The sequence below is a fragment of the Weizmannia sp. FSL W8-0676 genome (genome assembly GCF_038593015.1).
GTDB lineage: Bacteria > Bacillota > Bacilli > Bacillales > Bacillaceae_C > Weizmannia > Weizmannia coagulans.
On the sequence record NZ_CP151954.1, the window covers coordinates 2049325 to 2070382 of the forward strand.

Consider the following 21058-nt stretch of genomic DNA (forward strand, 5'->3'; position numbering starts at 1 on the left):
GGACGAGGCTAATGGTTCGCGGTACCACCCTAGTTAACATAACTAAATTATGTTCGCTTCATTTCAATAACGGCTTTTAACCGTCCCGCCTTTACATTGCAAGCAATGGTCCAAGCGGCAACTCGAGGGGTGAACTTCGCTTCATTTCCCCATAAAAATGCTTCCAGTCTGCGGCATTTTCTCCCTGCATGGCGAAGATCAAACTACTTTTCCCTGTCATGGTTTTTATCATTTTTCAGTTATTTTTTATTATAGCGGGAAATGCCCGCAATTTCAAACGGAAAGTGACAATAGGCATGGGCCCGGCCGTTTTGGCACGGAATATTTCCCGTTTTCCGCAATAAATGGACGCTTTGGCCACGCGGTTGTCCCTGTTTATCCTGGCCAAACAACGCAGCCGCCCTCATGAAAAATCGTCTGCCTCGATTGCCTTTTGGCGCCTATCCTGAAAAATGGTGCCGGCTGTTTTTCATCTTCTTCTGGTGCCGCGTTCACCGCATGGATAAGGCCTGCTTTTCTGCCTCAAACACGGGGCAGCAAAGGTGGCATCCATTATTTCCGCCAAAGGTTACGCCCGCATTGCAAAGTCATACATTAAAATGCCGGCTGCCACCGCAACATTCAGCGACTCACTTTTGCCGAAAATCGGGATGGACAGGTTTTGTTCCGTTTGCGCAAGCAAGCCGGGGTGTACGCCGCTTCCTTCATTGCCGACAAGGATCGCAAAGGCATCGCCTGGATTTACATCGCGAAAAGTTACGCCGTTTTCAAGCGCTGTTCCGTAAACCGGCACTGCCGCTTCGTTCAGTTTTTCAATCCACATGTTTAAATCGCCTTTTAAAAGCCCGACGTGGAGATGGCTTCCTTGTGCCGCACGCAACACTTTCGGGCTGTACGGATCCGCCGTGCCGTTGCCGAAAATAACGGCATCAAACCCGGCTGCGTCCGCCGTCCGGATCATCGTGCCGGTATTGCCAGGATCCTGCACGGCATCAATTAAAAGATAACGCCTGCCGATGATTTTGGACGGCTGTTTTTTCATCCGGCACACGGCAAAAATGCCTTGCGTCGTTTCTGTATCGGCAAGTGTTTTGCTGATTTCATGCGTGACAGTTATCACCGGCACCCCTTCCGTATTCCAGCGGTTTGGCAGGTCTACGCCTTCTTCAACGATGATTTCTGCCACCACTTCCTCTTTCAGCGCTTCTTCGACAAGATGGAACCCTTCCAGCAAATAAGTAAATGTTTTTTCGCGTTCTTTTTTCGCGGCGAGTTTTTTCCAATGCTTTACTTGCGGATTTTGCAAGGATTGTATGTATTTCAACGTGTTTGCTCCCTTTTCGTTAAGTTTTCCTTGGAATAGTATACATAAAAATAGTGGCCATGTGAAATGCTAGCAGTGAAACGATCAAAGGAGCTGAACCGAAATGGATTTGGACTTGCGGAAAGCAGTCATTCACAATGTAAAAGATGACACGCAGGATCAGTTAAAAGATACGATTGTCGATGCCATTCAAAGGGGCGAAGAAAAAATGCTCCCGGGGCTCGGCGTCCTCTTTGAAATCATTTGGAACCATGCGGATACACAGGAACAAAAAATGATGCTGGAAACGCTCGAGCAGGGGCTGGGACAGATGTAACAAGGGAGCGGAAAGAGCCGCTCCTTTTATATGTGCACCGGCTTTTCCAACCCGTTTACAGTTGCAATGAAGGATGCTAGATTCCTTTTATGCCGGCCGTAACCGATCGGCACTTTGTTTAACTGAATGGAAGACAAAACGACAAAAAATCCGATAATAGAAGCGCTTATTTCCTTGTTGTACGTTTTTACCTCTAGATTGCCGATCTCCTGCAGATGGATCCTTTTTCTGATCCAAAAATAAAGAAAGAAAAGATGAAAAAGCACACAAGCCGCTATACTGTACAGCGCCGTCCAGACATAAACATCATCAATATGCTTGTCTTTTGCTAACATCATAAATGCAACAAATGCGTCAAACGCAGCCTTGTACATAAAAATAACGGCGGCAATACTTGAGAACCTCCAGCTGAAAGGACGGCTCGGAATAGATAAAAGGATTGAAAGTACATGCACGATAAACAACAGGATTTCAAGGCGAAATACCCGTTGCCAAAAAGGAGACAAGTTTTCCCATCCGATATTTCCGCCATTTACAAATTTGTATGCGACTCCGATCATCACCAAAGAATAAACAAACAATGCGCATAAAAATTTCCGCAGATCGGAAAATGTCAGCAACCGGCTTCTCGCATCAGCATTTAAAATGAGCAAAAATTTTTCTTCGGTTAATTTTTTCACTACATCCCCCCGTGCTCTATTTATGGGCTGGCTGAACGAATCAAATTTGGTCAGATACAAGCCAAATTTGATTCGTTCAGCAAGCCCTACTTGTAGAAACAAAAAGCCCCCGGGTTGGGTGCATGTACATTAACCTCTTAACATATTCATAATATGGTTAATTTCTGTGTCATGCTTGCCGGATTTCCCGCTAAGAAACTCAATATCGCCCTTAATGCCTTTGATTTCATTTGAAACAACTGTAAAAATGCTTTTATGTTCTTCCAGTTTATCGTTTGTGAATTTAAAATTGCTTCGCAGTTCCAAAGCAAGGTTGTCTACTTTCGTTTCAATGCGTTCCTGCCCTGCTTTTAAGCTGGAAACATCACTCTTCAAACTGGAAACATCGCTCTTTAAACCGGACACATCACTTTTCAAACTGGAAACATCGCTCTTTAAACCGGACACATCACTTTTTAAATCTCTCAATTCATGAAGAATTTGCTGCAAAACCTCATCCATCATTTTACCTCCTTCCTTTTTCAAATAGTATATCACAAAGATTGCTTTTCCTACTATCTATCATTTCTGTTTGTTATCAATTTTTTCTCGACAATTCGTATACAATTGTATACAGAAAGGAGCACGTGTATGAGATCATCAATTGACCCCGGAGGGAAATTTGAAGGCCCTTTTTGTCCTTCATCAACCCAATGAAGGACAGTTCACTGTTGCAACCTTATTTTTTTGTCCTTCATCAATTCAATGAGGGACAGTTCGAGAATACTGGTTGCCCGTTTTGTCTTTCATCAATCTGATGAAGAACCTTTCACGATCCCCGCTGTTTTTTTGCAATTGCGTGCAGCATAGCTGGCGCATGCAAAACCCGTGGCGAAACCGCACACGGGCTTTTGAACAACAGATTTATTGCACGCTAGAACTATATCCCCCGGGACTTTGCTGCTTTCTCCCAGCTATAGTAAACCCCTAAACTCACCACACCTAAAACGAGCGGCAACCACCACGGATAAGAAAAGGACGGGCCGATTTTTGGCATGAATTTATCCAGCAACATAACGCCGCCCAGAAAAACAAAGATTACGGCATATATTTTCAAAAAAGTTAGGATTTGCACCTTTTTTGTCTTTTCCTTAAACAAACTCTTTCTCAAGATACGAAAGATATACCAAATGGCAAAGATCACGTATAGCCCGGCAATGAAAAAGTTCAGGGCCGCGGGTACAGGATAAAACGGCAGCAAAGGTCTGGAAAAGAACCGTTCAACAACAAAAGCAGTAATGCCATTAATGACCAAATCAATCCCCAAAAGCAAGATCATTATCCTGATTGTAAAAGAAACCATATTGCGTTTGTTTTCTTTCGGCAGCTGCCTGATGATTTCGTCGGCAAATGCTTTCGGGTCACCGCCGAACATTTGCGCAGCTGTCTTGTTTTCTTTTTGGCCTTCGAGCAGATGGTCAAGCAGTTCCATCAGCACTTCTTCTGTTTGCTGCTCGGACAAAACGGTTTGCAGGCGAAGGTAGTCAAGCAGATCGTTGTAAAATTTTTTGTTCTCAGGTGCCAGTTTCTGCCGTTTACGGTTGTTTTCCTCAATCAACTGTTTTACACTAAGCATCCTCACTTCTTCCTTTCAATAAAAGTTGAACAGGGGCTGCGATTTGCTGCCACTCTGTTGTAATCTCATCTAACGCGGATTTTCCTTTCTCCGTTAATTCATAATACTTGCGGCTTGGCCCGGAATCGGATGGTCGCATCTCTCCATGGATCCAGCCGTTCTTTTGCAGGCGCAACAGAACCGGGTAAAGCGTCCCCTCGCTAATTTCCTGGAGGCCTATTTGCTGAAGTTTTTTTGAAAGAATGTAGCCATAAACCGGTTCTTTTTCAATCACAGCCAGCACACAGCCGTCTAAAATGCCTTTCAGTAACTGGCTTCGAATGGACATCCCTCCACCCCCATTTCAACTACTTTGTTATGCAAGTTAGTTTATCAAAAAACGAACTACTTTGCAATGCAAAATAGCAAAAAACAATAAAAAAATCCAGCGGCAGGCAAACCGCTGGAGAAATGTTATGATTGCTTTTTTCGCTTGGAAAAATAATGAAGGAAAAAGGACAGAATCATATAAGCCAAAATTAAAAATACCACATAATTTGCCCAAAAGTTTTCAAGGTTTAACACATTCAGTGTGCTCAGCCCTTTCTGGATGCCCATTACAATGAGCACCGTCACCGCAAACATGAAAAATAATTGCACATATCGTTTCATAGCCGTCCCTCCCAAATAAAGATAATCACTATGATGATCTTAAAAAATGGTCCGGGCGAAAACTGTGATCTGGATCATAGCAAAGCCGGCTGTTTATGGCATTTATGTGAAAAGACGTGTTTTGGGATTAGCACGGATGTTTTAAAAGATGGCGCCTGTTCCATGGTATAATCAATTGGGAAGAACCCCTCATTTATGGCAGAGGTTTTTAGGAAACCCTCTCTAAAAAACTAAGAAAACAGCATCCTTTTTCGGTGCTGTTTTGCGTGAAAGGACGATTATCAATGAAAAAAGAAAAAGCAGTCGTTGTTTTCAGCGGCGGCCAGGACAGCACCACCTGCCTTTTCTGGGCAAAGCAAAAGTTTCAGGAAGTGGAAGCCGTTACGTTCGATTACGGGCAGCGCCATCGTCTTGAAATAGCATGTGCAAAAAATATAGCGGAAGAGCTCGGGGTAAAACAGCATATTCTTGATATGCAACTGTTGAACCAGCTCGCCCCGAACGCGCTGACGAGGGAAGACATGACCGTGAAAGCAGGGGCTGACGGGGAGCTTCCGAATACGTTTGTGCCCGGGCGGAATTTGCTGTTTCTCTCTTTTGCCGGGGTGCTTGCCAGCCAGATCGGCGCAAGGCATATCGTAACCGGTGTGTGCGAAACGGACTTCAGCGGTTACCCGGACTGCCGCGATATCTTCGTCAAATCTTTAAACGTCACTTTGAACCTTTCAATGGACCAGCAGTTTGTCATTCATACGCCGCTGATGTGGCGCAACAAAGCAGAAACATGGGCGCTCGCGGATGAACTCGGGGCATTTGATTTTGTCCGTGAAAAGACGCTGACCTGCTATAATGGTATCATCGCTGACGGCTGCGGGGAATGTCCGGCGTGCAAATTGCGAAAAAGAGGGCTGGAACAATACCTGGCCATCCGGAACGGGCAGCCTGAATGACAGTTTCTTTGGAATTGTGGTAAAATAACGAAAAAAGGAGGCGGGGGAATGGCTGAAATCAAAACCGTATCGATCATTGGGCTCGGCGCGCTCGGGATTTTATTCGGGCATCATTTATCGAAAAAAATACCGGCGGAAAACTTGCGGATCATCGCCGACCAAAAGCGCATTGAACGGTATGAGCGGGAAGGCGTTTACTGTAACGGCGAAAAATGCCGCTTTCACTATGCCACACCAGAAGAAACAGTGGAGCCAGCGGATTTGGTGCTATTTACGGTCAAATTCAACGGACTGGATGAGGCAGTTGAAGCAGTTAAACAGCATGTGGGGCCGGATACAGTGATTTTGTCTGCCCTGAATGGGATCTCAAGTGAAGAAATCATTGGCCGTACATATGGAATGGACAAAATGTTATACTGTGTCGCCCAGGGGATGGATGCCGTCAAAACCGGAAACCGGCTGACATATGCGCATATGGGCATGCTTTGCTTCGGGGAAAAAGAGCCGGGCATATTTTCGGACAAAATGAAAAAAGTGGCCCGTTTCTTTGAGCAAACGGATTTGCCATACAAAGCCGATACCCAAATGATGAAAAGGCTTTGGGGCAAGTTCATGCTCAATGTCGGCGTCAACCAGACCGTCGCCGTTTACAAAAGCAATTACGGCGAAATCCAAAAAGACGGCCCTGCGCGCGAGATGATGATTGCCGCCATGCGGGAAGTAATGGCATTGTCCGAAAAAGAAGGGTTTCCGCTTACGGAAGAAGATCTCCGTTACTGGCTGAAAGTGGTCGGAAACCTGAGCCCTGCCGGCAAGCCGTCAATGGCGCAGGATGTGGAGGCAAAACGGTACAGCGAAGTCGGCCTGTTTTCCGGAACCGTCATCAAACTCGGCAAAAAATATGGCGTTCAAGTTCCGGTTAACGAGGAACTGAACCGGCGCATCCGGGAAATCGAAAGCACTTACGCCCCAGTGCATTGAAGCAGAATACCAAAAAAGGGAGCTTTCCGGAAAGCTCCCTTTTTGGTATGGGATACGCTTGCCTGTTGTTTGCAGTGAAGGCCAGGAAAACGGTCTGATGGCAGAACAAAACGTAAATATCTTCGATTGATGTTTCCCTCTCCAGTCCAGAATCCACCTTTTTCTTCGTTAATGCTTGTTGTTCTCATGTATTCCAATCCAGCAAAGCCAATAGGTAATCTTTTATGCAGATACGCGCTGTATAAAGAAAGATTTTCGTTTTGATTATCATGAAGAAGAATGGTCAATACTGTAATCGGGAAATGTCAGATTGGCCTTCGATTGCTTTTGCTGTCACCAGAAATCAGGAAACCACCAGCCGGCTTAGGGCACAGCAACATAGCAAGCGGAAATTTTGACTTTCTGGTGCGGTTTACTTATCATTATCTAACATAAAATATAAATGGAAGCAGGTCGATAAAATGACAAAAGTTGGAATTTTGCTTGGTTCTTTGCGGAAAGCATCTTTTTCAAGAAAACTTGCGGAAAATGTAGCTAACCTTTTTCCTGAAGGATATGAAACAGAATTTATCGAGATTGGAAATCTCCCTTTATACAATCAGGATTTTGATGACCATAACCAGGTTCCGGCCGAGTATACGGCATTCCGGAATACAGTAAAATGGCTCGATGCGGTGCTGTTTGTCACACCGGAATATAACCGTTCCGTCCCGGCTGTCTTAAAAAATGCCCTCGATGTTGGTTCCCGCCCGTACGGCCAAAGTGTATGGAATGGAAAACCGGCGGCAATCATCAGCCAATCCCCTGGAAACTTGAGCGGGTTTGGCGCCAATCATCATCTGCGCCAGTCGCTTGTTTGTTTGAACATGCCGATCCTCCAGCAGCCTGAAGCTTATATCAGCAATGTGGCTGCACTGTTTGATGAAAGCGGCAAGATTGTAAATGAAGGCACAGTCCAGTTCCTGCAATCTTTTACAGATGCATTTGTTGATTTGATTAAAAAGTACAAAGGCTGATGTTCCATATCGGAAGCTGAAAAACAGCGGGATGCCCTTTCGCCAAAGGGGGCCCGCTGTTTTTCGCCCCTGTGCCATTCCTTGATCGTTTAAAAGCAGTTGAAAATCGGGAGAAATGTCTTTTCCGGCCAGGAACAGCGGGCCTTCACAGAGATTAGTTCACAACGCAGGAGCTGGCCGGCAAGCTGGATACCGAATTGAATCAATTTAAAGTCAGCTAATGATAAACAGACAGTATGATCACATGAAAGTGGCCACACTGCCTGTTTTGATGAGTGGGAATAAACCAAATCCGGCCAAACTCAGGACCTTAACGTATGCAAGTCCGGAAGCGGCGCTTTTAGAATCATGCTTCATGCATTCTGACAATGATTTTCCCGCGTACGTGGCGGCCTTTTAAGGTTTTCAAACCGGCCGGCAGTTCCTCACGTGGGAGCACTTGATTGACCATCGGGTTATATGTCAATTCATAACTGTGGCTGTAAATTTCCACTAAGTTTCCGAACGGATCTTCACAGTAGACCATCCGGTAAGGCTTTTTCCCCGGGTAATATTCGCGGACCGGCATCCGTTGTTTGCCCCCGTGCGCCTTTATTTTTTCCACGAGCCCTTCTACATCTGGGTCCTGGACGGCATAATGGAAAATGCCCGTTTTCCAGTACTCAAAATGATTGTCAGGTGTTTCATTGTTTTTGAACTCAAACATGATTTGCGGCCCTGCGCCCATTTTGCTGAGTGATTCTTTTTCGGTCATTCCTGGCGTATCGCCTGTAATGCCGACATCTAAGGCAAATGCCATGTCAGGGTTTACTTTATGGGCTGCTGTTTTCGCACCGCGCAGGTGTGTTTGGTCTAATTTTGCCATCGTTTTCCCCTCCAGCATCACATTCATGCGATTTATTATAACGGAAATTTTCAGAAGTATATATGGATCCGCCTGTTTCACAAGCCCCGCCATTTCCGGATTTTAGCTGCCGTGCCGTTTAGAAATTGCTGTGGTCCATCCACTCTAACGCGGCCAATCCTGTGGACCCAAATCCGCCTTCCCCTCTTTCGGATTCTGCTAACTGTTCCGTAACGGTGACGGTGACAGACATTACGGGCGCGATAATCATTTGGGCGATTCGCATCCCTTTTTCAACTGTGAACGGTTGCTTTCCAAAGTTGATTAAAATGACTTTAATTTCTCCTCTGTACCCTTCATCAATCGTACCCGGGCTGTTTAAAACTGTGACCCTGTGGTTTAAAGCGAGCCCGCTTCTCGGCCTGACCTGCGCCTCTGTTCTGCGCGGCAGCTCGATTGCAATGCCGGTACGGATCAGTTCCGCTTCCCCCGGCGCAATGGTTTTTTCTTCGATGGAATATAAATCAAGCCCTGCATCTCCGGGATTGGCTCTTTGCGGCAGTTGTGCGTCAGGATGCAATAATTTTACTTTTAAGACATCATCCATTGAAATAACTCCTTTGCGTATAGTTCTTCCATGATTATATCAAACTAAAACAGGTTTTTACTTTTTTCCGGGGAATCCGGAAATTTTTTACCAGAAGGGGGACTATGCTTGGGTGAAATGACGAAAAAGATGCCAAAAATTCCGGCTGAGCCTGAAATGACCATCGCATCTGACCAAAAAGAATTTCAGCCGGGCGAATCGGTGGACGAACATGCCAATTTGGAAGCTGCAAACGAAACCTTGAACCAGGAAGAAATCAGACAGCAAACGGAAAATTTATGATGCTTTTTCTTTTAAAAAAACAGAGCCCCCGGCATGCCGGAAGCTCTGTTTTTTTGATTATAATGCTGCTTTTGCTTTGTTTGCCAGTTCGGCAAATGCTTGTGCATCGTTCACAGCGAGGTCGGCAAGCATTTTGCGGTTCACTTCAATGCCGGCCTGTTTCAAACCGTGCATCAAACGGCTGTAGGAAAGGCCGTTGATTCTTGCCGCAGCGTTAATACGGGTAATCCACAGTTTGCGGAAATCGCGTTTTTTCTGGCGACGGTCGCGATACGCATACATGTAGGATTTCATTACTTGCTGATTGGCAACTTTAAATAATGTATGTTTTGAACCATAATAACCTTTGGCTAATTTCAGAACTTTTTTGCGTCGTCTGCGGGTAACTGTACCGCCTTTTACACGTGGCATAATCTTTTCCTCCTAATTGAAAGCTTTGTTTTCTTACAGATTGTCGAGCATTTGGCGGATGCGTTTCATGTCGCTTTCGGATACAAGCGTTGATTTACGCAGCTGGCGTTTTTGTTTTGTCACTTTATTTGCGAACAAATGGCTTCTGTAAGCGTGGGAACGTTTCAGGCTGCCGGAGCCGGTTTTCTTAAAACGCTTGGCAGAGCCGCGGTGAGTTTTCATTTTTGGCATGATTAGTCCTCCTTAAGTTGGCGTTACTTCTTCTCTGTTTTTGGTGTAAGCACTAAGAACATGCTCCGTCCGTCCATTTTCGGTTTGGATTCGACCGTGGCGACTTCGGCACATGCTTCTGCAAACCGGTCGAGGACACGCTGCCCGATTTCTTTATGGGTAATGGCGCGGCCTTTAAAGCGGATCGAGGCTTTTACCTTATCGCCTTTTTCCAAAAACTTAATGGCATTGCGGAGTTTTGTATTAAAGTCATGTTCTTCGATGGTCGGGCTCAAACGAACCTCTTTTACGTTAATGATTTTTTGTTTTTTTCGTGCTTCCCTGTCTTTTTTCTGCATCTCGAAACGGTATTTTCCGTAATCCATGATGCGGGCAACAGGCGGTTTTGCGTTTGGCGCAACAAGTACAAGATCAAGGTTGGCACGTGCCGCAATCTCCAATGCTTCGTTCCGGGATTTAACCCCCATCTGTTCACCGTTTTGGCCGATTAAACGGACTTCGCGGGCACGAATGCCTTCGTTCACCATCATGTCTTTGCTAATAATGAGCCACCTCCAAGATAATTTCAAACAAACGTGTGAATATATCGCTTGCGAAAAAGCCCTGAACGTACTGCACACGAAAAAAAGCGCAGGGAACACACCCGCGCTTATAGTCATAATCATCAATAGATACCTGGCAACTGCACAATTGCGTCAACAGGTGAGAAGCGGGCTGCTCCTTCTTTTCACAAACTTATATTCAATTCCACTCAATTATTGTATCACTTTACCGTATCCATGTCAATTTGCAAGAATCCCGGAAAATCTGTCTAACTTTCTTTTTTGGCTCAACATGCGTTATTTTATCAAAACGGCAGAGAAATCGCAAGTGTTTTTTTGGTCTCCTCTCTGAAGTGCTTAATGAAAATGCTTGTCTTTGTTGAAACAAAAGCTTCTAAAAATAAAGCTTTTACATCAAGCCTGAGCATCTATTTACATGCTTTTTTCGGTAGGCAAGAGAGCGGCATTTTATATAAAATGAACGGAAATTGGATCAAATGTAAATCAATTTTTCATTTTCCCCTCCTAACCATGTCACCGGTTTCAATCCAATTTTCTGAATGATGGTTGTACCTTCCATTTATCTCCTTTTTTATCTGCATAATTTCACATACGTATGGTCAATCTCCACAACTTTTGGCAGTTTTCTCATTCTTCCACTTCCCATATAAAACAGTGCCAGGACAAACAACCCTATTCCAAAAAAGCTCATGGTAAGCTGGACAGAAGTAATCTTGGCCATCACGCCGCCGATCAATGATCCTGCAGGCATGGCAAGCGATAGCAAACTCACATTGATGGTATTGACCCGCCCTAACATTTGTTCATCAGGCAATTGCTGAAAAATGGCAGAAAACAAAACATTGATGGCGCCAATGGATAATTCGGAAACAAACATGAGCGTATAAACATACCGTATCGAAACATTGCTCAATAAAATCATGAAAAGCCAGGACAACCCGGAAAGCAAAAAGCCTGCAGCCAATATTTTGCCAAACGGAAATATCCGGCTGATTCTATCCGCGCCTGCCGCTCCCGCCAAAGCCCCATAAACACTATCCCCGATATTGGTGAACAGCCTGCCAAAAAACAGCGCATGAAAATGACGATTCCGAAACAAGTCCATTGGGCCTCACCCCCCTATGCAAACAACTTTTTACTCCATTCTACTACAAAAAGCACCCTGCAAACCTGCAGGGTGCGTGATTTCTTGTCTGTTTTACCGTTTTATTTCTTCTTTTATCTTGCTGAGGAAGGTGTCGACCGGCACCGTTTCCGTTTGTTTCTCGCCGTACTTGCGGACATTGACCGTGTTGTCGGCAGCTTCCTGGTCGCCGACAACGAGTGCGTACGGGATTTTTTGCACTTGGGCTTCACGGATCCGGTAACCCAGTTTTTCATCGCGGTCGTCCAGTTCAACGCGGACTCCTTCAGACTTAAGCGTTTCTTGGACTTTCCGCGCATAGTCATAATGGGCATCCGGCGATACCGGAATCACTTGTACCTGGACCGGTGCCAGCCATGTCGGGAACGCCCCTTTGTATTCCTCGATCAAATAAGCGACAAACCGTTCCATTGTCGAAACAACGCCGCGGTGGATGACAACCGGGCGGTGCGGCTTGCCGTCTTCCCCGACATACGTCAGGTCAAACCGTTCCGGGAGCAAGAAGTCAAGCTGCACGGTTGACAATGTTTCGTCTTTGCCAAGCGCCGTGCGGACCTGGACGTCGAGCTTCGGGCCGTAAAATGCGGCTTCGCCTTCCGCTTCGTAATAGTCAAAACCAAAATCATCCATCGTTTCTTTCAGCATCGCCTGTGCCTTGTTCCACATTTCATCATCATCATAATACTTGTCCGTATTTTCCGGGTCACGGTATGACAAGCGGAACGAGTAGTCGGTAATGTTGAAATCTTTATAGACCTCAAGAATCAGTTCAACCACGCGCTTGAATTCTTCCTTAATCTGGTCCGGGCGCACGAAAATATGGGCATCATTCAGTGTCATGCCGCGCACCCGTTGCAGGCCGGAGAGTGCACCTGACATTTCATAACGGTGCATGAGCCCGAGTTCGGCAATCCGGATCGGCAATTCGCGGTAGCTGTGGATCGTATTTTTATACACCATCATATGGTGCGGGCAGTTCATCGGGCGCAACACGAGTTCTTCATTGTCCATTTTCATGACCGGGAACATATCTTCCTGGTAATGGTCCCAGTGGCCGCTCGTTTTATACAGGTCCACGCTGCCAAGCACCGGCGTATAGACGTGGTCATAGCCGAGTTTGACTTCCTTGTCGACAATATACCGTTCAATGATGCGGCGGATCGTTGCGCCTTTTGGCAGCCAGAGCGGCAGGCCTTGTCCGACTTTTTGCGAGTTCGTGAAAAGTTCGAGTTCTTTCCCAATTTTCCTGTGGTCGCGTTCTTTTGCTTCTTCCAGGAATTTCAAATGGGCCTCGAGATCCTCTTTCTTGAAGAAAGCCGTCCCGTATATGCGCTGCATCATTTTGTTGTTGCTGTCGCCGCGCCAGTATGCACCGGCAATGCTTAATAATTTGAATTCCTTGATTTTTCCGGTTGACGGCACATGGACGCCGCGGCACAGGTCAACAAATTCGCCCTGTTCATAAACCGTGACCGTTTCGTCCGGAATCGCATCAATCAGTTCAAGCTTGTATTCATCATTCGCAAATATGTTTCTGGCTTCGTCACGGGATACGACTTTGCGGACAATTTCAAGGTTTTCCGCAGCAATTTTTTTCATTTCCTTTTCAATTTTCGGCAAGTCTTCCGGCGTGATCGACGCGTCAAGATCCATATCGTAATAAAATCCGTTTTCAATTGCAGGGCCGACGCCAAACTTGACATTGCCATACAGGCGGCGGACAGCCTGTGCCATTAAATGTGCCGTGCTGTGGCGCAGAATGCCAAGCGCATCTTCATGCTCAGGGGTGACGATTTCAATTGCGCCGTCTTCTTCAATCGGTGTGCGCAAATCGAGCAGTTTGCCGTTCAGTTTGCCGGCGAGCGCCTTTTTTCGGAGGCCCGGGCTGATCGATTGGGCAATCTCTTCCGTTGTTGTCCCAAATGGAAATTCCTTTAAAGCGCCATCTGGAAATGTGATTTTTACGATCTCTGCCATATGTCCCACTCCTTTAAAAATGATGTCAACGCGGGTGGCCGCAAGAACAAAGCAAAAAAATAAAACCCGTCCCCGGCAAGGGACGAGTTTTGTACACGCGGTTCCACCCTCATTTCCGCACGTCTCCACGTACGGCTTGAGTTTGATAACGGAAATATCCGCCAGCCGCTACTTATTTTGTTCACGGCTGAAGTTCGGAGGCGGTAAGCATCCTGCCCGTGCCGGAAAGCTTGCAGCCTGGGGCTTTCCTCTCTGAAAGGCGGTAACAGAATCCTGTTGTCCTCGTCATCACATTGAATTTTTCATTTCCAATTGATTATGTAAGTAATTATAGAAGTTTGCAATGAAAAAATCAAGGGATAGCCGATGGATTTTGTTGCCGTGCTGCATTGCCCCGCTTCAAGGCCCCCTTTTTATCATTCGCTGGCGGCGAGCTGATCGTGCATAAAGTGCATCCGGCTTTTCACGGCCACCCGTTCTTCAAAAATATTGCATATCGTACGGATCAAAGCATGGTCCGGGGTATCCGTATAAATTTCAATGCGGGCAGGCGCAATCGATAAAAGCGGAGCAATCGTGACAGAGTCAATATAGACAGGGTGGTTGGACAGAAGCCTGCGGTCAATCAGCCCATCCAGTTCTTCCCTCGTCATTTCCCGGAATTGGCCGTTGTAAAATTTCACCTGTTCCCCGAGGCAGAGCTTTATTTTTTCTCTTTTTGGTTCTTTTTGCTTCAAGTAATCCCTCAAGCTTTGCACAAAAATCTGGTATTCCTGTTCCATTTTGTATTCGTCAATCGCAATACCGATGTATCGGTCAAGGCAGTCAAAATAGCCTTTTAAGCGGAACGTCAGCACGGAAGCGAGCGGCAATGTGCGCGATTCGCCAACCAGCGGTGCGACCGCCCCTTCGATGGCGGCACGTTCTTCAATCCCGCCCGCCAGATCCGTCAGCTCCGGCCGCTCTCCTTTCAGCATGCCGGCCACGATTTCGAGTATCCGGTTTTGCTCTTCTTTCGCCCGAAAAAAATAGGCTTGTTGCAATTGATTGCAAATCCACTCGTTTCTTTTTTTCTTCATGATAAAATCTGCAACGGCCGCCTGCAGTTCCTTTTTACTGCCGGCCGCTTCCACCACATAATGTATTTTCCCATGTAGCACTGCTTCCCGGATTTTCACAGCGCGCCCTTTTTCCTTTGCAAAATATGCTTTTATCCATAATGCATCATCCTTGTCCCTGATCAGGAATTCCAATCCAAGCCCCCCCTGTACGGTAAAACATGCTCGTTTGCTTTACCTTATGTATATGAAGGGGCACCGGCAAATAGAAGGCGGCAAAGCGTTACGAAATGAAAAAGGCGGGCCCCCTTCATATAAGGGTCAGGCCCGCTGGTTCGGCCCCTCCATCCGGACAGGGACGCTTAAATATTTAATGCGCTCAAGGATGCGCGCGGCTTTCAATTCTTCCTTTTCCCCGCGCTGGGTATAAGTGAAATGGTATTCTAAATCCTCATAGCTGAAATTGGATGTAAAAAAAGTGGGAAGGTCTTCCTGCATCCTGTATTGGAGAATCGGGCCGAGCACTTCATCCCGCGTCCAGCTCGAGTTCGTTTCCGCGCCGATATCATCCAGCATCAATACGGGCACTTGTTTCACCATATCCAGCTTTTCCCCGGTGGAGTGGTCGCCGATGGAATCCTTCATTTCGCGGAAAAACTCGGGCACATACACAATTAAAGAAGAGACCTGTTTCCGGTCCGCCAGCTCGTTCGCAATCGCACCAAGCAAATACGATTTCCCGACGCCGAAATTGCCGAATAAATATAACCCCTTCATTTTTTTGCCCGGCTCGTATTCACGGACAAAGCGATGCGCAAAATCGTATGCATCCAGGCGCCCCGTTTGTTCAAGGAAAAAATCGCCAAAGGATGCCGCCAGTATTTTTTTCGGCATGTGCATGCTTTGGATCAGCCTGCGCGTTTTATTGCGCTCATCCTCCAATATTTTCTTCTGGCACCTTTTATAGTGGATCTCAATATTGCCATGTTCAATAACAAGTTCCGGCACATACCCTTTCATCATATTCACGCATTCGCCAAGGCTTTTGCACCGGCTGCAATTTTTTTCCTGTGAAATGAATTCGTACAGTTTCATCCAGCTTTTTTCAATCATCGATCTTGTGACTTCGCCGCGGTGTGCATCCAAAAAAGCGCGGACGTCGGGATGCGTGATGATTTCCTGCTTCATTTCTTCATAACGCTTGCGGAAACCGGGATTGGATGAAAGCCTTTTGAGCGTCTCGTTTATGTTTTCCACCGCCTTCACCCTTTCTTGTATTGTTCACGTATTTTTTCAAGCCTTTTCCTTTTCTCTTCCAATGACTCCCCATCGGCTTGGACTGCGGCCGCAGCGGTTTTTTGGTCTTCTTTTTTAAACCAGTCCGGCAGCTTCTCAACACGGACCGGCTTTCTCCGTCCGGTGCCGTTTTTCTCTTTATTGTTCAGCCATTGTTTGTACTGGCGATCTTCTTTTTTGGCAAACGCCATCGCTTCCTTAGCGGTTTTCAGTTTTTTGCGCGCCCAGTGGGAGGCCACTTTTTCCAAATAATTTTTCGACAGTTTCATATCGGTTTTAAATAAAACATATTGGATCAATACATTTACAACCCCGAGGGGAAGCTGCTGGGCAAACATGACTTCTTCAATGGCGGCAAGATCTGCTTTCGCCGGTTCGCTGCCGCCTGAAAAATCGATGAGCATTTGCCGTGGAGAGGTCGTTTCCAGGTAGCGGAGGAATTTCTCCTCATCGTTTTCCGGCTCTTTTTGTTCTTTCGCATCCGTTTCTGGCTGGAAGCGGTCAACAAGGCGCGGCAGTTCATCATGATGCTCAATCTGGAACCAGCTGCGCGCGATTTTCCGCAAATCCTCCACCCGGATTTCCAAGTCCGCCGTCAATGCCTGGAGTAAAATTTTCTTCATGTCTAGTTCATTTAAACCGTATAAAAATGAAAGCTTGACAATCGCTTCCCTTACTTCCGGCGTGATGGCGCGCAGCGGAATCAGGTCGTCACGCAAGTTTGCATATAAAAGGTCAAAATTGAAATGGGTGTTTTCGATTTTAATGACCGGGGCGGCGTTTTTTTCGATATAGCGGCGGTTTTCCTCCAGCCGGCTGAGTTGCTGCGCTTCTGCGTCATTCAGCACTTCGGGGCCGATTTTTGCGGCATACACATCCTGGAATGAGCGGGTGATGTCCCGGTACTCGCCCGGTTCTACGGCACGGTCGGAAAAGAAGTTTTTCAACCGCAGGAAATGTGTCCTGCCGAGCTGCCGGTACAGGAAAACATTTAACAAACCGTCGTTAAAAAACTGTTCCGGGGACAGGGGCGGCTGCAGTTCGTATATAAACATGCGGATGTCGTCCGTTTGTTTCATATATGTTTTCAAAAGCCCGATGCCTTCAAGTTTCAGCCGGGCTTCGTAAATTTCGGACAGATTCATGGACAAAAAGCTCATCAGATGGTAATGGTTCCAGTCTTCAGACCAGAGCCGGCCGACTTCCACTTCATTCCACAGTGTCATATACAGGCTGTAACATTGCGGCCCGATTAACGGCTGGTACAGGAGCGAAATGACCTTTTGATCATAATCCTGGAGCAGGCCGTTCGACGATGCGCGGTAACGGTCAACCGGCTGTATTTCATTCCATATCTGTTTCATAAAAGGCACTCCGTTTAAGCATTCTTGTTGAGCAGTTCTTTCAGTTCATCGAGAAAAACATTCAAATCTTTAAACTGGCGGTAAACGGAAGCAAAGCGGACATAGGCCACTTCATCCACTTTTGACAGCCTGTCCATGACCATTTCCCCGATCAGGGTGGAACTGACTTCTGTATATCCTTGCCTGCGGATTTCTTTTTCGATCTCCATGGAGATTTTTTCAAGCTGGTCCAGCGACACAGGCCGTTTTTCACACGCTTTAATCAGCCCGCGCAAAATTTTCTCACGGTTAAATTCTTCGCGGTTGCCGTCTTTTTTCACGACAATGAGCGGGGTTTCTTCCACTTTTTCAAACGTGGTGAAGCGGTAAGAGCAGTCTTCGCATTCACGCCTTCTGCGGATGGAACGGCCTTCGTCCACCGGCCTTGAATCGATCACACGCGTATTGTTGCTATGGCAAGACGGACATTTCATATGAACCCCCCGTTCTGATACATTCTTATTACCATCATATATAAAAGAAGGCGAATAGACAACAGATTGCCATTAGAAAAACGGGATGAAAAATCACCCCGCACGTTTTTGGAAAGCTTCTGTACCTGTTGCGGCACCGAATGCCGGCCTCGGGCTTCCTTCCGCCGCCATAAAGGATCCCTGACGTTTTATGAACCGCCATTTTTTACTTCCGGCCGTAGTGGATCCACAGCCTGTTTTCCTTTTCTTCCATTTTAATTCCCCGAAAGCCGGCGGCAAGTTTTTCTTTTTGCGCGCTGAAGTCATTCATCGGGATTGGGGTGACCTCCCGGCAGGCTGGCGGAACCGGTTCGTACAGATCTTTCACGAATACATAGCGCGTAAGGCCGCCATATTTTTCGGTCAGGGCTGCAATTTGCATGCCCTGTGCAAATTTATCTTTCAAACTGGGCATGTTAAAGGGCGCGACCGTACAGCAAATATAGCGGAAGGAATGGTCTTCCTTCCCGAGTTCTTCCATAATCACACCGGCGAGTATTTTTTGCAGACGATTGCCGCGATACGCCGGCAGCACAACGGAAATTTCCTGATAGATGACTTTTGCCAATTCACTGCCGGATAATCCGATATCAATCCCGAGGTGTTCTTCATCAACAGGCGGAACAAGCAGCGCCCGGAAAGCGATTAAATCATTCATCTATTGGCCAACAGCGTTTAGGCTCCCTGTTCCAGCCGTTTTCAACAATTACCCGATAAAGGAAACGGAGCAGGCTGGTTCTGCTCCGTTCGTGTCAGGCAATATTGATTTTTCCGGTCTCTTCCATTTTTTCTGCGACGAGCTGCGCCAGTTGTACGACACGGCAAGAATAGCCCCATTCATTATCGTACCAGGCCAGTACCTTGACTTTGCGCCCTTCCATGACCATCGTGGACAAGCCGTCGACAATGGCCGAATACGGATTTGTCGTATAATCGGAAGAAACGAGCGGCACTTCTGTATAGTCCAAAATGCCTTTCAGCGAACCTTTCGCCGCCGCCTTAAATGCATCGTTCACTTCGTCTGCCGTCACTTCTTTTTTCAAATCGACGACAAGGTCCACCAGTGATACATCAGGGGTCGGAACGCGCAGCGCCATGCCGTGCAGTTTCCCTTTCAGCTGCGGGAGGACAAGGCCTAACGCTTTTGCCGCCCCGGTTGTCGTCGGAATGATCGATTCGGCACAGGCCCGGGCACGCCTTAAATCTTTATGCGGATTGTCGGTATTGTTCTGGTCATTCGTATAAGAATGGACCGTTGTCATTAGGCCGTTTACAATCCCGAATTGTTCATCAAGCACTTTCGCGACCGGCGCCAGGCAGTTTGTGGTGCAGGAAGCGTTCGAGATAATATGATGCCGTTCGATATCTAAAACGTTTTCATTTACCCCTAAAACAATGGTGGCATCCTCATTCTTTCCGGGTGCTGTCAGCAGCACTTTTTTCGCGCCTGCCTGGAGATGGAGCGCGGCTTTTTCCCTCGCATTAAATTTTCCCGTTGCTTCAATCACCACATCGATATCCATTTTCCCCCATGGCAGCCGGGCCGGATCACGCTCCGCCAAAAGCCGGATGCGTTTGCCGTTTACAATGAGTGCTTCCTCTCCCTCTTCCGCTTCCACTTCCCCCGGAAATACGCCGTGGATGGTGTCATATTTAATCAAATGTGCCAGTGTTTCCGCCGGATAGCAGGCATTCACCGCCACAATATTTAAAGTGTCATCCATCATGGCTTTTCTGAAAACCATCCTGCCGATGCGGCCGAGGCCATTAATCGCAATTTTTGTTTCCACAGTGCAGACAACTCCTTCGAATAATAAATGACATACTTTTAATCCATTATTCATCAATTAGTATATCATATTTTAAAAGTTATGTAGCGTTATTTCCCTATTTTTGTATAAAAAAAACCATGATGTACCCCATCATGGAACGAGCTGCCAATCTGACACGATTTTTTCAAGCTGCTGCTTTGTTTCCTCCGGGCTGCCATTGTTGTCGATCACCGCATCCGCCAATGCCTTTTTTTCGCTCAGCGGCATCTGCGCCCGGATCCGCATCTGCGCTTCTTTTTCTGAAAGGCCGTTGCGGGCCATTAATCTCTTTAATTGCGTTTCTTCATCCACGTAAACGAGGATGGTGCGTTCAACCATATAGGTGAGCCGGCTTTCAAACAGGAGCGGGATATCCAGAAAGACGGTTTTTTCCCCATTTTCAATTGCCCGGTCCTTTTCCCGCGTCATCCAGGCGCGGACTGCAGGGTGGACAATACTGTTCAGTTTCATCCGGAGTGCTTCATCCGCAAAAATGAGTGCCCCGAGTTTTTTACGGTCAATCGTGAGATCTTCCAGCAAAATCCCTTCGCCGAACGCTTCAATGATTTGTTCATATGCCGGTTCGCCGGGTTCGACAACTTTTCTTGCGGCAATATCCGCATCGACAATCGTAAACCCTTTTGCTTTCAGCATCTTGGACACCGTGCTTTTGCCGCTTGCAATCCCGCCTGTTAAGCCGATAATCTTTGCCATATTCCCACCTGCCTTGTTAAAACTTGCATATACCGATCAAAATGAGGAGAACACCTGGTATAAAGGAAATTTTCCGGATCCATTGCAGCCGGGAAAACAGCATGCCGAGCCGGATGCCGGAAGAGACAAGCAAAAAGCTCATGCCGGCAACAAGGAAACTGAGCAGAAACGGGGAATAGCCCATGATGCCCGCACCGATCCCGGCGCCAAATGCATCGAGCGAGAGCGCAATCCCGAGCATGACCGCTTCGATTCCGGTAATGGCCCCGGAACGGTCAAAATCCGCGCTCATCGGTTTTTTCAAAATATGGATGACGACGCCCAAAAAGCGGATTTCAAAGTTGAGCACGACTTTTTCCCCGGGTTCTTCTTCTTTTTCGTCGTTTGACCGGAAAAACTGGATCATCACCCATCCCCCGATCAAAATTAAAATCACGCCGCCAATCCGGTTTGCCGTTTCCGGGCGAATCCAGTGGAGCAGGCTCTTCCCGAACAGCACGGAAAGAAATAAAGAGGCCCCCGAACAAACGGCGATGATGAGAAGGGACTTAAGCGGAATCTTCATCTTCCGCAGCCCGTATGTAAAACCGGTGCTGAAATTATCCATGCTGACCGCCAATGCCAATAGCAAAATCGAAAGCCGGAAACCCACGGCCATCGCCCCTTCCGTTTTGCATCGCTGCTATCAGTGTATGGAGGGGGCCTGACCAA

25 protein-coding genes, 1 pseudogene and 2 other annotated features (1 of these 28 cut by a window edge) are annotated in these 21058 nt (G+C 46.9%); of the genes and pseudogenes, 5 read left to right on the plus strand and 21 right to left on the minus strand.

Features of this window, described 5'->3' with window-relative positions; translation table 11 throughout:
• Nucleotides 1-229 (minus strand) — a binding site (T-box leader); it reaches 5 nt to the left of the window's first position.
• A 339-nt stretch (nucleotides 230-568) separates the two neighbouring features.
• Nucleotides 569-1324 (minus strand): RNA methyltransferase, encoded by a 756-nt coding sequence (locus tag NST20_RS10110; protein WP_342399385.1) that lies wholly within the window; start codon nucleotides 1322-1324, stop codon nucleotides 569-571.
• A 103-nt stretch (nucleotides 1325-1427) separates the two neighbouring features.
• Between NST20_RS10110 and sspI the strand changes: the two genes are divergently transcribed.
• The gene (gene sspI, locus NST20_RS10115; RefSeq protein WP_013859885.1) at nucleotides 1428-1640 is read left to right on the plus strand and encodes a small acid-soluble spore protein SspI; all 213 of its coding nucleotides are present in this window, start codon (nucleotides 1428-1430) and stop codon (nucleotides 1638-1640) included.
• A gap of 26 nt (nucleotides 1641-1666) precedes the next feature.
• On the opposite strand, the gene NST20_RS10120 is transcribed toward sspI, so the two are convergent.
• The 5 genes from NST20_RS10120 to NST20_RS10140 all read right to left on the minus strand — a co-directional run bounded on the left by NST20_RS10120 (nucleotide 1667) and on the right by NST20_RS10140 (nucleotide 4586).
• Entirely contained in the window at nucleotides 1667-2320 is a 654-nt protein-coding gene (locus tag NST20_RS10120; RefSeq protein ID WP_207368915.1) for a hypothetical protein, read from the minus strand.
• A gap of 129 nt (nucleotides 2321-2449) precedes the next feature.
• On the minus strand, nucleotides 2450-2821 hold the full coding sequence (locus tag NST20_RS10125; RefSeq protein ID WP_207368916.1) for a hypothetical protein: 372 nt from the start codon (nucleotides 2819-2821) through the stop codon (nucleotides 2450-2452).
• A 418-nt stretch (nucleotides 2822-3239) separates the two neighbouring features.
• A complete protein-coding gene (locus tag NST20_RS10130; protein ID WP_342399386.1) occupies nucleotides 3240-3935 on the minus strand; it encodes a DUF1129 family protein in 696 nt (231 codons plus the stop codon).
• Nucleotides 3928-4263 (minus strand): PadR family transcriptional regulator, encoded by a 336-nt coding sequence (locus tag NST20_RS10135; protein WP_003353767.1) that lies wholly within the window; start codon nucleotides 4261-4263, stop codon nucleotides 3928-3930. The genes NST20_RS10130 and NST20_RS10135 overlap by 8 nt, the downstream gene beginning before the upstream one ends.
• Nucleotides 4264-4388: 125 nt before the next feature.
• Nucleotides 4389-4586 (minus strand): hypothetical protein, encoded by a 198-nt coding sequence (locus NST20_RS10140; RefSeq protein WP_013859890.1) that lies wholly within the window; start codon nucleotides 4584-4586, stop codon nucleotides 4389-4391.
• A gap of 266 nt (nucleotides 4587-4852) precedes the next feature.
• Between NST20_RS10140 and queC the strand changes: the two genes are divergently transcribed.
• The 3 genes from queC to NST20_RS10155 all read left to right on the plus strand — a co-directional run bounded on the left by queC (nucleotide 4853) and on the right by NST20_RS10155 (nucleotide 7533).
• Nucleotides 4853-5536 (plus strand): 7-cyano-7-deazaguanine synthase QueC, encoded by a 684-nt coding sequence (gene queC, locus NST20_RS10145; RefSeq protein WP_257677581.1) that lies wholly within the window; start codon nucleotides 4853-4855, stop codon nucleotides 5534-5536.
• 48 nt (nucleotides 5537-5584) lie between these two features.
• A complete protein-coding gene (locus NST20_RS10150) occupies nucleotides 5585-6517 on the plus strand; it encodes a 2-dehydropantoate 2-reductase (protein ID WP_342399387.1) in 933 nt (310 codons plus the stop codon).
• 461 nt (nucleotides 6518-6978) lie between these two features.
• Nucleotides 6979-7533 carry an NAD(P)H-dependent oxidoreductase gene (locus tag NST20_RS10155; protein WP_013859893.1) on the plus strand — a complete coding sequence of 185 codons (555 nt, stop codon included), beginning with the start codon at nucleotides 6979-6981 and terminating at the stop codon, nucleotides 7531-7533.
• 346 nt (nucleotides 7534-7879) lie between these two features.
• Here NST20_RS10155 and NST20_RS10160 read toward each other — a convergent pair whose 3' ends face one another.
• Both NST20_RS10160 and dut read right to left on the minus strand, forming a co-directional pair.
• A complete protein-coding gene (locus tag NST20_RS10160) occupies nucleotides 7880-8398 on the minus strand; it encodes a VOC family protein (RefSeq protein WP_342399388.1) in 519 nt (172 codons plus the stop codon).
• Between the two features lie 118 nt (nucleotides 8399-8516).
• On the minus strand, nucleotides 8517-8984 hold the full coding sequence (dut, locus tag NST20_RS10165; RefSeq protein WP_342399389.1) for a dUTP diphosphatase: 468 nt from the start codon (nucleotides 8982-8984) through the stop codon (nucleotides 8517-8519).
• Between the two features lie 108 nt (nucleotides 8985-9092).
• On the opposite strand from dut, the gene NST20_RS10170 reads away from it, so the two are divergent.
• On the plus strand, nucleotides 9093-9266 hold the full coding sequence (locus NST20_RS10170; protein WP_013859896.1) for a hypothetical protein: 174 nt from the start codon (nucleotides 9093-9095) through the stop codon (nucleotides 9264-9266).
• A gap of 57 nt (nucleotides 9267-9323) precedes the next feature.
• Here NST20_RS10170 and rplT read toward each other — a convergent pair whose 3' ends face one another.
• From rplT to ytaF, 13 genes and pseudogenes are all read right to left on the minus strand, one after another.
• The gene (gene rplT / locus NST20_RS10175; protein ID WP_013859897.1) at nucleotides 9324-9677 is read right to left on the minus strand and encodes a 50S ribosomal protein L20; all 354 of its coding nucleotides are present in this window, start codon (nucleotides 9675-9677) and stop codon (nucleotides 9324-9326) included.
• Nucleotides 9678-9710: 33 nt separating this feature from the next.
• Nucleotides 9711-9908, minus strand: coding sequence for a 50S ribosomal protein L35 (gene rpmI, locus NST20_RS10180; RefSeq protein ID WP_014097776.1), 198 nt, complete (start codon nucleotides 9906-9908; stop codon nucleotides 9711-9713).
• Between the two features lie 23 nt (nucleotides 9909-9931).
• Nucleotides 9932-10453 carry a translation initiation factor IF-3 gene (gene infC / locus NST20_RS10185; protein ID WP_162096694.1) on the minus strand — a complete coding sequence of 174 codons (522 nt, stop codon included), beginning with the start codon at nucleotides 10451-10453 and terminating at the stop codon, nucleotides 9932-9934.
• 71 nt (nucleotides 10454-10524) lie between these two features.
• Nucleotides 10525-10640 (minus strand) — a sequence feature (ribosomal protein L20 leader region).
• Between the two features lie 402 nt (nucleotides 10641-11042).
• Nucleotides 11043-11576, minus strand: coding sequence for an MFS transporter (locus tag NST20_RS10190; protein ID WP_259299073.1), 534 nt, complete (start codon nucleotides 11574-11576; stop codon nucleotides 11043-11045).
• 93 nt (nucleotides 11577-11669) lie between these two features.
• A complete protein-coding gene (gene thrS / locus NST20_RS10195) occupies nucleotides 11670-13592 on the minus strand; it encodes a threonine--tRNA ligase (RefSeq protein WP_029142484.1) in 1923 nt (640 codons plus the stop codon).
• A gap of 416 nt (nucleotides 13593-14008) precedes the next feature.
• Nucleotides 14009-14845 (minus strand): putative sporulation protein YtxC, encoded by an 837-nt coding sequence (locus NST20_RS10200; RefSeq protein ID WP_195850587.1) that lies wholly within the window; start codon nucleotides 14843-14845, stop codon nucleotides 14009-14011.
• Between the two features lie 126 nt (nucleotides 14846-14971).
• Nucleotides 14972-15916, minus strand: coding sequence for a primosomal protein DnaI (gene dnaI / locus NST20_RS10205; RefSeq protein WP_029142485.1), 945 nt, complete (start codon nucleotides 15914-15916; stop codon nucleotides 14972-14974).
• On the minus strand, nucleotides 15913-17310 hold the full coding sequence (locus tag NST20_RS10210; protein WP_342399390.1) for a replication initiation and membrane attachment family protein: 1398 nt from the start codon (nucleotides 17308-17310) through the stop codon (nucleotides 15913-15915). Before NST20_RS10210 ends, dnaI begins: the two co-directional genes overlap by 4 nt.
• 14 nt (nucleotides 17311-17324) lie before the next feature.
• The gene (gene nrdR, locus NST20_RS10215; RefSeq protein WP_013859905.1) at nucleotides 17325-17783 is read right to left on the minus strand and encodes a transcriptional regulator NrdR; all 459 of its coding nucleotides are present in this window, start codon (nucleotides 17781-17783) and stop codon (nucleotides 17325-17327) included.
• Between the two features lie 205 nt (nucleotides 17784-17988).
• A pseudogene (locus tag NST20_RS10220) lies at nucleotides 17989-18492 on the minus strand (GNAT family N-acetyltransferase); the annotation flags it as partial.
• Between the two features lie 82 nt (nucleotides 18493-18574).
• On the minus strand, nucleotides 18575-19612 hold the full coding sequence (locus NST20_RS10225; protein ID WP_029142486.1) for a glyceraldehyde-3-phosphate dehydrogenase: 1038 nt from the start codon (nucleotides 19610-19612) through the stop codon (nucleotides 18575-18577).
• Nucleotides 19613-19744: 132 nt separating this feature from the next.
• Nucleotides 19745-20347: a dephospho-CoA kinase gene (gene coaE, locus NST20_RS10230; RefSeq protein WP_013859908.1), complete on the minus strand. Its 603-nt coding sequence runs from the start codon at nucleotides 20345-20347 to the stop codon at nucleotides 19745-19747.
• Nucleotides 20348-20363: 16 nt separating this feature from the next.
• Complete coding sequence (ytaF, locus tag NST20_RS10235; protein WP_342399391.1) at nucleotides 20364-21005, minus strand: sporulation membrane protein YtaF; 642 nt, start codon at nucleotides 21003-21005, stop codon at nucleotides 20364-20366.
• Nucleotides 21006-21058 lie beyond the last annotated feature (53 nt).

What these genes read in the sequence shown, in the direction of transcription:
- NST20_RS10135 (WP_003353767.1), bottom strand. Translation starts at nt 4,263, where the DNA reads ATGTCCATTCGAAGCCAGTTACTGAAAGGCATTTTAGACGGCTGTGTG.
- NST20_RS10125 (WP_207368916.1), bottom strand. Translation starts at nt 2,821, where the DNA reads ATGGATGAGGTTTTGCAGCAAATTCTTCATGAATTGAGAGATTTAAAA.
- NST20_RS10150 (WP_342399387.1), top strand. Translation starts at nt 5,585, where the DNA reads ATGGCTGAAATCAAAACCGTATCGATCATTGGGCTCGGCGCGCTCGGG.
- NST20_RS10190 (WP_259299073.1), bottom strand. Translation starts at nt 11,576, where the DNA reads ATGGACTTGTTTCGGAATCGTCATTTTCATGCGCTGTTTTTTGGCAGG.
- dut (WP_342399389.1), bottom strand. Translation starts at nt 8,984, where the DNA reads ATGGATGATGTCTTAAAAGTAAAATTATTGCATCCTGACGCACAACTG.
- coaE (WP_013859908.1), bottom strand. Translation starts at nt 20,347, where the DNA reads ATGGCAAAGATTATCGGCTTAACAGGCGGGATTGCAAGCGGCAAAAGC.
- nrdR (WP_013859905.1), bottom strand. Translation starts at nt 17,783, where the DNA reads ATGAAATGTCCGTCTTGCCATAGCAACAATACGCGTGTGATCGATTCA.
- NST20_RS10155 (WP_013859893.1), top strand. Translation starts at nt 6,979, where the DNA reads ATGACAAAAGTTGGAATTTTGCTTGGTTCTTTGCGGAAAGCATCTTTT.
- rpmI (WP_014097776.1), bottom strand. Translation starts at nt 9,908, where the DNA reads ATGCCAAAAATGAAAACTCACCGCGGCTCTGCCAAGCGTTTTAAGAAA.
- NST20_RS10210 (WP_342399390.1), bottom strand. Translation starts at nt 17,310, where the DNA reads ATGAAACAGATATGGAATGAAATACAGCCGGTTGACCGTTACCGCGCA.
- thrS (WP_029142484.1), bottom strand. Translation starts at nt 13,592, where the DNA reads ATGGCAGAGATCGTAAAAATCACATTTCCAGATGGCGCTTTAAAGGAA.
- ytaF (WP_342399391.1), bottom strand. Translation starts at nt 21,005, where the DNA reads ATGGCCGTGGGTTTCCGGCTTTCGATTTTGCTATTGGCATTGGCGGTC.
- rplT (WP_013859897.1), bottom strand. Translation starts at nt 9,677, where the DNA reads ATGCCACGTGTAAAAGGCGGTACAGTTACCCGCAGACGACGCAAAAAA.
- sspI (WP_013859885.1), top strand. Translation starts at nt 1,428, where the DNA reads ATGGATTTGGACTTGCGGAAAGCAGTCATTCACAATGTAAAAGATGAC.
- NST20_RS10130 (WP_342399386.1), bottom strand. Translation starts at nt 3,935, where the DNA reads ATGCTTAGTGTAAAACAGTTGATTGAGGAAAACAACCGTAAACGGCAG.
- NST20_RS10160 (WP_342399388.1), bottom strand. Translation starts at nt 8,398, where the DNA reads ATGGCAAAATTAGACCAAACACACCTGCGCGGTGCGAAAACAGCAGCC.
- NST20_RS10140 (WP_013859890.1), bottom strand. Translation starts at nt 4,586, where the DNA reads ATGAAACGATATGTGCAATTATTTTTCATGTTTGCGGTGACGGTGCTC.